This is a genomic window from Sphingomonas sp. NIBR02145, from assembly GCF_027359115.1.
Taxonomy (GTDB): domain Bacteria; phylum Pseudomonadota; class Alphaproteobacteria; order Sphingomonadales; family Sphingomonadaceae; genus Sphingomonas; species Sphingomonas kyeonggiensis_A.
On sequence record NZ_CP114791.1, the window covers coordinates 1720408 to 1732562 of the forward strand.

General features: G+C 68.7%; 10 protein-coding genes. 2 read left to right on the forward strand and 8 right to left on the reverse strand.

Going from position 1 to position 12155, the window contains the following annotated elements; all coding sequences use genetic code 11:
• Positions 1–144 precede the first annotated feature (144 nt).
• Complete coding sequence (locus O3305_RS07710) at positions 145–804, forward strand: TetR/AcrR family transcriptional regulator (RefSeq protein ID WP_269575871.1); 660 nt, start codon at positions 145–147, stop codon at positions 802–804.
• A gap of 4 nt (positions 805–808) precedes the next feature.
• Here the strand turns inward: O3305_RS07710 and O3305_RS07715 are convergent, their stop codons facing one another.
• From O3305_RS07715 to O3305_RS07730, 4 genes are all read right to left on the reverse strand, one after another.
• Positions 809–1228, reverse strand: a complete 420-nt coding sequence (locus tag O3305_RS07715; protein WP_269575872.1) for a hypothetical protein — start codon at positions 1226–1228, stop codon at positions 809–811.
• Between the two features lie 69 nt (positions 1229–1297).
• Positions 1298–2269, reverse strand: coding sequence for a poly(ethylene terephthalate) hydrolase family protein (locus O3305_RS07720; RefSeq protein ID WP_269575873.1), 972 nt, complete (start codon positions 2267–2269; stop codon positions 1298–1300).
• 336 nt (positions 2270–2605) lie between these two features.
• Positions 2606–3763, reverse strand: coding sequence for a DUF1501 domain-containing protein (locus tag O3305_RS07725; protein WP_269575874.1), 1158 nt, complete (start codon positions 3761–3763; stop codon positions 2606–2608).
• 4 nt (positions 3764–3767) lie between these two features.
• Complete coding sequence (locus O3305_RS07730) at positions 3768–5303, reverse strand: DUF1800 domain-containing protein (RefSeq protein WP_269575875.1); 1536 nt, start codon at positions 5301–5303, stop codon at positions 3768–3770.
• 227 nt (positions 5304–5530) lie between these two features.
• Between O3305_RS07730 and O3305_RS07735 the strand changes: the two genes are divergently transcribed.
• Positions 5531–5806, forward strand: a complete 276-nt coding sequence (locus O3305_RS07735; RefSeq protein WP_184171063.1) for a hypothetical protein — start codon at positions 5531–5533, stop codon at positions 5804–5806.
• Positions 5807–5871: 65 nt separating this feature from the next.
• Here O3305_RS07735 and O3305_RS07740 read toward each other — a convergent pair whose 3' ends face one another.
• The 4 genes from O3305_RS07740 to ftsA all read right to left on the reverse strand — a co-directional run bounded on the left by O3305_RS07740 (position 5872) and on the right by ftsA (position 12087).
• A complete protein-coding gene (locus O3305_RS07740) occupies positions 5872–7038 on the reverse strand; it encodes a deoxyguanosinetriphosphate triphosphohydrolase (RefSeq protein WP_269575876.1) in 1167 nt (388 codons plus the stop codon).
• Positions 7039–7182: 144 nt separating this feature from the next.
• Positions 7183–9090, reverse strand: a complete 1908-nt coding sequence (locus O3305_RS07745) for an SPOR domain-containing protein (protein ID WP_269575877.1) — start codon at positions 9088–9090, stop codon at positions 7183–7185.
• Positions 9091–9179: 89 nt separating this feature from the next.
• The gene (gene ftsZ / locus O3305_RS07750) at positions 9180–10709 is read right to left on the reverse strand and encodes a cell division protein FtsZ (RefSeq protein ID WP_269575878.1); all 1530 of its coding nucleotides are present in this window, start codon (positions 10707–10709) and stop codon (positions 9180–9182) included.
• 115 nt (positions 10710–10824) lie between these two features.
• On the reverse strand, positions 10825–12087 hold the full coding sequence (gene ftsA / locus O3305_RS07755) for a cell division protein FtsA (protein ID WP_269575879.1): 1263 nt from the start codon (positions 12085–12087) through the stop codon (positions 10825–10827).
• Positions 12088–12155 lie beyond the last annotated feature (68 nt).

Consider the following 12155-nt stretch of genomic DNA (forward strand, 5'->3'; position numbering starts at 1 on the left):
GAAGCGCGGGCTCTTAGCGGATGCGGAGCCACGACGCCACTGTGGTGAGATGGGGTGCGCCACGGAAGTTTGCACGCCCGCGAGTTGACGGACCTTCTTCCGACCCGCCAAATGGATCGAGGCGGCGCTTCCCGTCGCCGGAACATGGTTTGGAAGAACGTGGCGGAAGCAGCCCCGGCCAGGAAGCGGCGGACACAGGCGGAGCGCACGGCGGAGACGCGGGAGGCGCTGCTCGATGCCGCGATCCGGCTGCTCTACCGCAAGGGCTATAGCGGCACATCGACCGAGGCGATCTCCGAGGAAGCCGGGGTGACGCGCGGCGCGCTGCACCATCATTTCGGCACGCGCGCCCAGCTGATGGCCGATGTGATCGGCACCGTCTACGAGCGCGAACGCCGGGCCTATGAAGAGATTGCGGCGGATACCGGCCGCGGCGCGCATATCTCCGACTGGCCGGAGATGCTCTGGGAAGTGCTGAGCCGTCCCTCGGGCCTTGCCGTGCTCGAGATTCTCCAGGCCTCGCGCAGCGATGCGGAATTGGCCGCGCTGGTCACGCCGATGCAGGCCAGGGTCGAGCAGATGTCGCTCGAAACGATCAAGCAGCAATTCGGCAACGGCGACGATGCCGGGATGCTCGCCGGGATCCGCCTGTTCGTCTGGGCCGTGCGCGGGCTGTCGATCGCGCAGGTGCTGGCGCCCAACCCGGAGGAGATGCGCAGCTCGATCGATTTCCTCAAGCGGCTGATCGACGGCGCGATCAGCGCCGGCACGATCGATTCCCGCGGCCGCCCGCTCCCGGGCTGAGCGATCAGGGCACCGGCTGCCCTTCCCGGCAGACCGCGAGGATATTGCCGAAATCCCGCGAGCCATCGTCGGTCGCTAGCATCTTCAGATGCCCGAGCCAGACGAAGCGCCGGAACACCGGGTCGCGCGAGGTGCGCTTCTCGCCGCAGGCGATCTGCGGCGCATCCCGGCGCGTGACGACATCGCGCAGCTCGGCACGCGGATCGGCCATGGAGTCGAGGATCGCCGCCTCCATCGCCGATCGCGTCGGGGATGCGGAAGGCGCGGGCGTGGGGACGGGCGCGGCCTCGCGCGGCGCGACCGGCCGGATCACGACCGCGCCGGCATCCGGCGCCCTGGGCGCGCTTCCCAGCCAGGCGAAGAAAGCCGCCGCCGCCACGGCAGCCAGGATCAGAAACGCGACGATCAAGGATATCCGAGCCATGTCCCTGCCCTTGCGTGGATATGCGGGTCGGTCGCGCGCCGCCCGGACGGCGGCGCGCGACCAGGGCGATCAGGGAATGTTGGAGACCCGTCCCTGCCAGGCGTTCGCGGTGAAGAACTCACCCGTCCCGGTCTTGAACGCGGCCCCCGCCACGGCATCCCCCTTCAGCTGCCAGGCAAGCCAGGCCGTCGGATAGCCCAGATAGCCGTACACGCCATTGGCGCAGGCCTTCAGGAAGCCGAGCAGGCCACAGCCCGGCGTGCCGGTGATGTCGTTATGGTTGGCGCCCTTCAGCAGCCCCTTGGCCTTGAGCATCGTGGAAGGCGTGGCGTTGTACCAGGCGGTCTGCGAGTTGAGCTGGGTGCCGCCGCTCTGCGTATCCGGCGCGATCAGGCTGTCGGCGGTGCCGCTGACATAGAAGATCGATCCCGATCCGCCGGTCAGCGTCGGTGTCAGCAGGCAATTGTCCGCCGGATTGCACCAGTTCTGGTTCGGCAGCTCGAACGTCACCGTGGTCTTGATCACGCCGCCCGAGTGGAACATCGCATTGGCGGCGCCGGACGCCCCCTGCGAATGCCCCGCCGCGCCGACATGCGCGAAATCGATGCGCTGGTAGAAGGGGCTGGCCGGGTTGGCATCCTGCGCCTGCATATAGGCGAGCGAATCCAGGACGGTGTTGCCATAGCCGGTCTGCTGGTCGCGCGTCGCCACCACGACGAAGCCCCAACTCGCGAGATGCTTCAGCCAGTTGGGATAATTGTCCGCGGTGGAGCCGGTGCCGTTGGCCCACAGCACCAGCGGCAGGCGGGTGTTCAGCGAGGCGATGTTGGTCGGATAGAAGACATCGCACTGGTTGCCCTTGGAATCGCAGGCGACGGTGGAGCGCGTCTGGGTCGTCGCATAGGCGCCATTGGCGTAATATTGCGTCTCGACCGGACCGGTCGGCGCGTTGGGGACGGACTGCGCGGCCGCGGGCATGGCCGCCGCCAATGCGGTGGCCGAAACCAGCGTGATGCATATCGCTCGGGATAGTCGCTTCATCTGCCTCTCCTTGCGTTTATCGTTTTCTCCTTCGAACCGTATCGGTGGCGGCGAATTGGTGCCGGGCCGAAGGGTTCGGCCGCGCGGAGTGGCGAGCAGAAGCTGGTTTTGGCGTATGGCGCACCGGCCCCCTGGGCTTCGATGCAGTGATATCCTCTCCCGATCCCCGGTCTCCGCCGGTGACCAAAGGCTAGCCGCACATTTACATGCAATCAAGAATGTATGTAAGTTACAGCGCTGCCAGACAGCCGTTAGCCCGCTCGGCCGTAGCCGACCGAACCCAAAGCACTTCATGCGAGAGAAGAGCGCCCGCCGGATCTCCGGCGAGCCGCCGGTTCAGGCGCGCAGCAGGTCCTGCAACGGCCTGGCCATCTGCACATCGGGAAACAGCTTGCGCGCCGCGGTCTGCGGCGACAGGTCGAAATGGGTGGCCAGCGTCGAGCCGATCACCGCGTCTAGCCCCAGCGTCGGCTTGAGGTCGCGGCTTTCATAGAGCGCCGCATCCGCCAGGCCCGGCCAGTCGGCAAGCACCCTGCCCCCGTTGACCGCGCCGCCCATCAGCATCGCGACCGAACCGGTGCCGTGATCGGTACCCTGGGTGCCGTTGACCTTCACCGTGCGGCCGAACTCGGTGGCGACCAGCACCACCGTGTTGCTCCACAGCGGCCCCAGCCCCGTCCTGAGCGCGCCGATCATCTGGTCGAGCCCGTTGAGCTGGCCCTGCAGCCGCCCCTTCTGCCCGGCATGGGTGTCCCAGCCACCGGTCTCGATCATCGCGATGCGCGACCCGCCCGGCGCCGCGAGCATCTTCGCGGTGAGCGTGCCGGTGTCGGCAGCGTTCTTGCCGTTGTTCGAGGCAAGGTCGCCGGTCAGCATGCGAGTGGCGGTCGCCTGCTCCCAGATGCCGTGAAGCTGGGCGTCGCCCTGGTACATCTGGCTCACCCGGGCGAGCAGATCGTCCGAAGCGTCGGGCAGTGACGAGGGCGCATAGCTCGCCACCTCCACCGGCCCGCGCAGCGCCATCGGCACGGTCGCGGCCAACGCGATCGCCTTGTCGTCGGCGGGCAGCATGGTCAGCAGCCGGTTCAGCCAGCCGTCCTTGAGCTGATAGGCCGAGGTACCGCCGGTCTCGAGCACGTTCTGCCCATCGAAATGCGAGCGGTCGCGATAGGGCGAGGCGACGGCATGGAGGAACAGCGCCTGCTTGGCGCCGTACAGGCCCATCACATTCTTCATCGCCGGATGCAGCGCGAACATGTCGTTGAGCTTCGGCGCCGCCGCGAACTCCTCCGCCAGCGCCCCACGCTGCCCGGCATAGGCAGGATCGCCCACCGGCGCGACGGTATGCAGGCCATCCGCCGCACCGCGCTGGATGATGAAGACGAAGCGCCGGTCGGTCGCCGCGCGGGCAAAGGCGATGCGCGAGCCGAAGGCGGTGGCGAGCATGGCGGAAGCGCCCAGGCCCACGAAGTTGCGACGGGAAAGTGCGGTCATCGGATCACCTCCGCATGAATTCGGGCGAGACGAGCATCAGGGCGAGGCCCTGGCCCGGGCTCTCGGCACGCGCGATCGACTGCGTGGTCGAGGGGGTAAGCGTGCCGGGGAACAGTTCGGCGGCGCGGGCGCGGGCGTCGATCGTATCCTTGGCGCGGGCGGCCATGCGCTCGGCCGCCTCGACCCGGCGCATCACCGCGTCCGGCCCGGCCCAGGCACCGGCGACATCGTCCCAGCCCGCCGGCGATCCCGGCTTCCAGGTCGGCTGGCCGAGCTGGCCCATCAGGCCGTTCACCGCCTGGGGCTGGACCTGCTGCGTGCCGAGCGCGCGCATCGCCGAAATCGACCATTCCCAGGGCGACTTGAACTTGGCCGGCGTCGGCGACCAGCACTCCGGCGAGGCGATCAGCGCGCGGTACACGGTCGGCAGGTCGCCGCCCGAGGACAGGAAAGCCTTTTGCAGCCGCGCGACCAGCGGCGCAGGCGGATCGTCGCTGGCGAAATGGCGGGCGAGCTTGGTGGCGATATGCTTCGCCGTCGCCGGATGGGTGGCGAGATAGTCGAGCACTTCGCTCGCCTGCTCTTCGCCTTGCGCGCTCCATTGCCTGCCCAGGATCGTGCGGGTCCCCGGCTCGTGCATCCGGTCGGCGAACAGGAAGCTGCCCGGCTGGCCATCTACGGCACCGACATAGCGCGCGCCGGGCCCACGCCCGATACCCGCCACGGTGAAGCCGGTCATCGCCCGGGCGAATTCGGTGACGTCCGCCTGGGTGTAGACGCTGCGCACGCCGAGCGTGTGGAGCTCCATGATCTCCCGCGCCAGATTCTCGTTGAGGCCGCTGCGCCGCCCGCGCTGGCGCTGCGCCACTGCGCTGTTGGGGCCGACCGACACCGCCTGGTCGAGATAGAGCAGCATCGCCGGGTGGCGCTCGACCGCGTTCAGCATGTCGCCGAACTTGCCCATCACATGCGGGCGGATCGCCTCGAACTCCATCGTGCCCGAAAGACCGACCAGCTCGAGCTTGTCGGCGGAGACGGCGAAATGGTTCGCCCAGAAATGGACGAGCCGCTCGGCGAAGGGCGTCGGCGAGGTGATTGCGGTCAGCGCCCGGGCCGAGACCATGCCGACATAGGCCTGTTGCTGCACCCGCCGCGCTTCGCGCCGGGCGATCATCGCGGCATCCTCGCCCTGATAGACGGGCTTAGCTGCCGGGGCGCCCTGCATCACCGGTGCCGCGGCCCGCATGTCCTGCATCGCCATGCCCTCGGCCATCGCCGGCTGCGCGCCGGCTGGTTTGGCGGGCGCCGCGGCAGCGGGTCTCGGCTTGGGGTTTTCCAGCCGGAGGAGCCGCTGGCGCTCATAGAAATCGGCAAGCTCGCTTCCGACCTGCGCGCTGGAAGCCTGGGCGGCGATCGCCTGGGGTCGCGGGTCGAAGGCTGCGATCTGCCCGGCGAGCCATTTGCGGGGATCGCTCCCTACATCCTCGCCCGGCCTGGCGCCGAGCCCGAAGCGGTTTCGCGCGATACTGGCGTCCGACATGCGACTCCCCTGTAACGGTATTTCTCCGGAATACGTCCCAAGTGTCGCAGAAGTTTGCCAGGCTTTCGGCTCGTCGCCTGCATGCACCGTTTCATCGGTTGCGTTTTCTGCAACTGGGCCCAACTTCCTTTGCGATTGATGCTTTTGCTGCGTCGCAACATAACTCGGCGCAAGAACAGAACATATTGGATGCTGATCTGGCTTCTTTATCAATAAGGAGAAAGATCGTGACGAAGTTCCTTTTCGCGGCTGCCGCCGCCACTCTCGCCTTCACCGCCCCCGCCGCGATCGCCGGCGAGCGCAGTTTCACCCATGAAGGCGTGACCTATACCTATTCGGTCACCAGCAAGGACAAGGTCCAGGTGCTCGAAGGCCGCACCAACAAGGGTGGCGAATTCCGCCTGAACGTGAAGAACGGCTGGGTCGACGGTTACGTCAACGACACCCGCGTCTCGTTCCGCGCGCCGAAGGACAAGAGCGGCGCGGTCCTGGCCGCACGCTGAGCTAGCCCCCTCCCTCTGGGGCTGAAGAAAGGCCGGGGCGGCAACGCTCCGGCCTTTTCTTGTGTTCAGAACCCTTCGGGCAGGTCGATCGTGCCGACCAGCTGCTTGTAGCGGGCGATGGCGTAGCGATCGGTCATGCCGGCGATGAAGTCAGCGATGTGGCGGCTGCGCGCGGGTTCCGCCTGGGGCAGCGCCCCGGCCCATTCGGCCGGCATCAGCGCGGGATCGTCGCGATAGGTGGCGAACAGCCCTGCCACCACTTTATGCGCCGCGTCCGCCGCGGCGAGCTGGCTCGGATGGTGGTAGAGATTGGCGTACATGAAGCGCTTCAGCCCGCGCTCCGCCTCTCGCATCCCGTCGGAGAAATGGGCGAGCACCCGCCCCGCCGCGCGCACGTCCGCCACCGTCTCGACACCGCTCTCGGCGATGCGCTTGCGGGTCGCGTCGATCAGGTCGTTGACCATCAGCCCGATCTGCGCGCGGATCAGCTCGCTGATCAGCCGCCGCCGCTCGCAGCCGGGGAACTTGGCTTCCACCTGCCGCCAGCCCTCGGCGACCATCGGCAGCTCGAACAGCTGGTCGAGCTGGAGCAGCCCGGCCCGCAGCCCGTCATCGATGTCGTGATTGTCATAGGCGATATCGTCGGCGATCGCGGCGACCTGCGCCTCGAGCGAGGCCCAGCTCTCCAGCTCGAGCGGGAACGCCGCATCCGCCTCTGCCAGCGCCCACTCCGGGTGCGCGATCGGGCCGTTATGCTTGGCCAGCCCCTCCAGCGTGTCCCAGGTCAGGTTGAGCCCGTCCCAGGCCGGATAGGGCCGTTCGATCGTGGTCAGGGTGCGCAGCGTGTTGCCGTTATGGTCGAACCCGCCCTGTCCGGCCAGCGCCTCGCCCAGCGCCTTCTCGCCGGCATGGCCGAAGGGCGGATGGCCGATGTCGTGCGCCAGGCACAAAGCCTCGGTCAGGTCCTCGTTGAGCCCAAGCGTCCGCGCGATCGCCCGGCCGATCTGCGCGACCTCCAGGCTATGGGTGAGCCGCACCCGGAAATGGTCGCCGTCGGGCGCCATGAACACCTGGGTCTTGTGGCGCAGACGCCGGAAGCTGATCGAGTGGATGATCCTGTCGCGGTCGCGCTGAAAGGCGTCGCGCGGGCCCCGGGCGGTGCCGCCGGGCTCGGGATGGAGACGGCCGCGGCTGGCTTCAGGCGTGGAGGCCCAGGAGGAAATCGCTTTCACGCGGGTGCCCTAACAGTCCAGATCTCTCCCGTCATGCTGAACTTGTTTCAGCATCCAAATCTCCCCGCGCGATACCGCTTGAGGCACGTTGGACCCTGAAACAAGTTCAGGGTGACGAAGTATTGGAGCAAGCCGAACGTCCGATCACAGCGCCAATTTCGTCACCTTCTGCCCGGCCTCGCTGGTGAAGACGAAGCCCGAGACGCCTTCCTTGCCCAGCGCGTTGACAAAGGCCTGTGCCTCGGCGCTGGTCTTGAACGGGCCGGCGAGCACGCGGTTGGTGGCGCGCAGCGGCGTCGTCCAGGCGCCCTTGCCCTTCATCAGCGCCGGCGCCTTGGCGACCACGCCCTTCCAGGCCTTGGCCAGCGTATCCGGGTTGGCGCCGCCGGCGACCTGCACCCAGATGCGGCTCGGATCGGTCTTGGCCGGATCCGGCTTCTTGGGATCGGGCTTCTTCGCCTTGGCGTCCTTGGGATCGGGCTTGCCGCCCTTCTTCGCATCCTCGGGCACCGGCTTGGCCTTGGGATCGGGCTTGGCCTTGGGGTCCGGCTTCTTCGGATCGGGCTTGGCAACGACCGGCTCGGGCTTGGGCTTCACCGGCGGCACCGGCTTCGCCTCGGCAACGCGCACCGGAGCGGGTTCGGGCGCGGCGGCGGGCACCGGATCGGTCGGCGTCGCGGTGACGGTCGCGAGTTCCTCGGCCGGAATGGTGATCCCGCCGACGATCGCGGCGAGCACCGAATCCTCCTGCCCCACCTTGGCCGGGCCCGGCGGCGTGGGCTCGGGGCGCGGCGGCTGCCGCACGGGCTGCACCACCGGCTCGGCTTTGGCGAGCGTGACCGGGGCGGGCGCCGGTGTCGGCGTGGGCACCGCGGGGGTCGGCGCAGGCGCCGGGCGGACAGGCGCCGGCGAGGCAGCAGCCATCCGCACCGGCGCAGGCGTGGGCGTGGGCGTGGGACGAACCGGCGCCGGCACCGGCCGCTCGCTGGTCTCGCTCGGCTCCTCCTCGCGCTTCGGCTGCGGGATCGGCTGCACGATCTCGGCCGGCGGCGCCACGAAGCGCGGCGGCGGCGGCAGATTCTCGTCCGCCACCGGCTGCTGCACCGGCGCGGGCACCGGACGCGCCGCGGCGACGGCGGCAAGCTTCTCATCACGCTCGCGATCCCTGCGCGAGCGGCGGTCCCTGCCCTTGGGCTCGGGCGCGGACGCCACCGGCTGGGCGACCGCGGCCATCTGCACCGGGCGCGGCGCCGGCACATAGCGCGGCAGATCGGGCGCCATCCGCGCATCGGCAAGCCGCGCCTGGGTCGGCGACAGCTCGCCGAAATGTACCGCAAAGGCGCGGTCCGCCGGGTTCAGCCCGCCAAGCCGGCGGAAGAACGGAATCAGCGACTGGCCCATGGTGCCCGGCATCATGCTCGAGGCGATCTTCTCCGCCCCCGCCGTGTCGCCGTTCATCGCCAGGATGAAGGCGCGCGCACGCCAGGCGGCACGATCGCTGCGGCGGAGCAGCGGATCGAGCACGCGCATCGCCTCGTCCTTGTCGCCGGTGATACCCAGCGACAGCGCATAGCGGCGAATCGTCTCGGCATCGTCTCGGTCGCCGGCGAGCGCGAGCTTGTAGTCGCGCTGGGCAAGCCCGGGCTGGCCGAGCAGGTCATAGGCAAAGCCGCGATCGGCGGCATAGGTGCGCGGCGCCAGCCCGCCCGCCTCGGCCGTCTGGAACAGGCGCAGCGCCTCGCCCGGCCGCTCGAGCCGCACCAGCACCATCGCCCGCCCCGCGGCAATGCGCGGATCGCTGGCATTGATCGTCTCGGCGCGCTGGAAAAAGGCAAGCGCGGCGGAGGTATCGCCCAGCCGCGCGCTGGTCATGCCGGCATCGACCAGGGTCGCCAGGTCGCGCGGATCGCTCGCGAGCATGCGGATGTCGTTGGCCAGCCGGTCCGCATCGGGATTGGCCTGGGCGACGACTTCGGTCTGGGCGAAGGCGGGCATGGCCTGCGCGGCTGCAAGGGCCAGCACAGCGATGCCGATAAAGCGATTCCGGTTCATGTCCCCGCCACCTGCGCGCAATTGCGCTGAACCGCCAATGACGGCGCCGGCACGGTTCGCCGAAGCGAGACCGGCCGGCGACGAATGGCTTACTGGTTGTTCTGGCTGCGCAGGAAGCGCGGAATGTCGAGCGGATCCTTGTCCGCATCGTCATCCGACTTGGAGGCACCGCGCGAGGCCATCGCCATGCGCTCGAACAGCGTGCCGCCGCTCTTCTTCGCCGGCTTCTCGACCAGCGGCGAGGCTTCTTCCTCGTCCCCGCCGGTCAGCCAGCGGCGGCGCGTGGTCGGCGTCGCGGCAGGCTCGTCGATCGGGGCGACGGGCGCTTCGGGCACCAGGCTGTCGGCACCGAGGACCAGTTCGTCCTCGTCCTTGCCGTCATCGACCCAGTTCGACTGGACCGGCGCGGCCGGCTGCGGCTCGGGCTCATAGGCTTCGGGCACCGGCGGCGAGAGCGACACGGGCTCCTCGGCGACGGGCTCATAGGCCTCGGGAACCGGCGGTGCGAGCGGTGCTTCCTCGGCTACCGGCTCTGGCGCAGCTTCGGGCTCCGGCGCGGCGGCAGGCGCCGGGTCGGCCGTGGTGCGGCGCGGGGTCGAGAAGGAGAAGACGCGCGGCTGCTCGGCGGCGCGCGGCGCGGCCACCGGCTGCGCTTCCGCATCGATGCCGGTCGCGACGACCGAGACGCGGATCTTGCCCTCGAGCTCCGGATTGAAGGCCGAGCCCCAGATGATGTTCGCGTCCGGATCGACCAGCTCGCGGATATGGTTGGCGGCTTCGTCGACTTCGAGCAGGCGCATGTCCTCGCCGCCGGTGATCGAGACGATCACGCCCTTGGCGCCGTTCATGCTCACGCCGTCCAGCAGCGGATTGGCGATCGCCTTCTGCGCGGCGATGAGCGCGCGGTCGTCGCCCTCGGCCTCGCCGGTGCCCATCATCGCCTTGCCCATCTCCTGCATCACCGAACGGACGTCGGCGAAGTCGAGGTTGATGAGGCCCGGCATGACCATCAGGTCGGTGATGCCGCGCACGCCCTGCTGCAGCACCTCGTCGGCCATCTCGAACGCTTCCTTGAAGGTCGTGTTCGCATTGGCGATCAGGAAGAGGTTCTGGTTCGGGATGACGATCAGGGTATCGACGTACTTCTGCAGTTCGTTGATGCCTGCCTCGGCCGAAGCCGCACGGCGCTTGCCCTCGAAGGCGAACGGCCGGGTGACCACGCCCACCGTCAGGATGCCCATGTCGCGGGCCGCCTTGGCGATGACCGGCGCGGCGCCGGTACCGGTGCCGCCGCCCATACCGGCAGCGATGAACACCATGTGGGCGCCCTCAAGCGCCTTCTGGACGTTGTCGATCGTCTCTTCGGCGGCGGCGCGGCCGATCTCGGGACGGCTGCCGGCACCCAGGCCCTGGGTGATCTTGGCGCCGAGCTGGATGCGGTGGCCCGCGCTCGACTGCTTGAGCGCCTGCGCATCGGTGTTGGCGACAATGAAGTCGACGCCCTGCACGTCCGCGCGGATCATGTTCGCGATCGCGTTGCCGCCCGCGCCGCCCACACCGACTACGGTGATCTTGGGGGTCAGCTCGTCCACGTCGGGCGGAAGGAAATCGATACTCATCGCCTTAGTCTCCCTGCGTCCGGGTGGCCTGTCACGAACGCGTAATCTGTCGCCCGTTCTGCACGAACGCGGAGGGCGACTCTAGAGGGAACGCGAAGTTACCAACGCATTTCTTCTAATAATTTGCCCGGAATGCCGCGATTAGCCGCTGGAACAGGGCTCCCGGGTTGGTCCGGGTGACCATCTGGTGCCGACTGGGCTCCAGCGTGCGCAGGTCGATCGGGTTGGTCGCGGCGAAGCGCGCCAGGCCCGCCAGCGTCGCGAAGGCCGGGCCGGCATGCGCTTCCGGCAGCGCCACCAGCCCCTTGGGCCGGCCGACGCGCACCGCGCTGCCCAGGAACTGCTGGGCGTAATCGGCGACGCCCTTCAGCTCGGCACCGCCGCCGGTCAGGACGATCTGGCGGCCGGCCGGATCCTCGAAGCTCAGCTTCTTCAGCTCCTTCTGGATCTCGCCCATCAGCCGCTCCAGCCGCTTGCGGATGATCGCGTTGAGCTGCGCCTTGGTGATGCGCGGGCCTTCGGTGCCGTCATCGGGGATCGCCGGCACGACATCGATCATCTCGTGATTGTCGCGCGGGCTCAGGTTCGCCGAGCCGTGGAAGCACTTGGTACGCTCGGCCCAGGCACGCGCGGTGCCGAAGGACGAGGCGATATCGTCGGTGATGTCGGCCGAGCCCATCGGGATCGAGGCGAGGCCCGAAAGCACGCCCTGCGAGAAGACCGAGACATTGGTCACGCCCGCGCCGATCTCGACCAGCGCGACACCGAGCTCGCGCTCCTCGTCGGTCAGGCAGGCCAGCCCCGTCGCCACCGGCGCGGCGATGATCGAGCGGACTTCGAGATGCGCCGAGCGGACGCAGTGATCGAGATTGCGCACCGGCGCGCCGTCGGTCGCGACGACATGGATGTCGACGCCCAGGCGCTCGGCATGCAGCCCGAGGGGACGGCGCACGCCGGCAAGGCCGTCGACCGTGTAGCGGGTCGGCTGGGCGTGGAGCACCATCTTGCCCTGCGGGTCGATCGCGTCGCGGCCGGCGCGGAGCAGCTCGTCGATGTCGTTCTGCTCGATGCGGTGGCCGCCGAGATCCGATTCAAGCCGGACGATGTCCGAGATCAGGCCACCGGCGGAGAAGCTCACCCACACGTCTTCGATGTTCTGGCCGGCGATGCGCTCGGCCTGCTCCACCGCTTCGCGGATGGCGAGTTCGGTCGCGTGCATGTCGGCGACATAGCCGCGCTTGACGCCTCGGCTCTCGCGCTGGCCGGTGCCGAGCACCACCAAAGTGCCGTCGTCGGACCGCTGCGCGATCAGCGCCGAGACCTTGGACGACCCCACGTCCAATGCCGTGATCAGCCCTTCCGGTGCTACCTTCGCCATCTGCCCCTCATTCGAAAAAACGCTTAATACTCAATTCACCATATGAATCAGGATTTTGCCCTGATTAC

What these genes read in the sequence shown, in the direction of transcription:
- O3305_RS07725 (WP_269575874.1), bottom strand. Translation starts at nt 3,763, where the DNA reads ATGACCGCACTTTCCCGTCGCAACTTCGTGGGCCTGGGCGCTTCCGCC.
- ftsA (WP_269575879.1), bottom strand. Translation starts at nt 12,087, where the DNA reads ATGGCGAAGGTAGCACCGGAAGGGCTGATCACGGCATTGGACGTGGGG.
- O3305_RS07710 (WP_269575871.1), top strand. Translation starts at nt 145, where the DNA reads ATGGTTTGGAAGAACGTGGCGGAAGCAGCCCCGGCCAGGAAGCGGCGG.
- O3305_RS07745 (WP_269575877.1), bottom strand. Translation starts at nt 9,090, where the DNA reads ATGAACCGGAATCGCTTTATCGGCATCGCTGTGCTGGCCCTTGCAGCC.
- O3305_RS07730 (WP_269575875.1), bottom strand. Translation starts at nt 5,303, where the DNA reads ATGTCGGACGCCAGTATCGCGCGAAACCGCTTCGGGCTCGGCGCCAGG.
- ftsZ (WP_269575878.1), bottom strand. Translation starts at nt 10,709, where the DNA reads ATGAGTATCGATTTCCTTCCGCCCGACGTGGACGAGCTGACCCCCAAG.
- O3305_RS07715 (WP_269575872.1), bottom strand. Translation starts at nt 1,228, where the DNA reads ATGGCTCGGATATCCTTGATCGTCGCGTTTCTGATCCTGGCTGCCGTG.
- O3305_RS07720 (WP_269575873.1), bottom strand. Translation starts at nt 2,269, where the DNA reads ATGAAGCGACTATCCCGAGCGATATGCATCACGCTGGTTTCGGCCACC.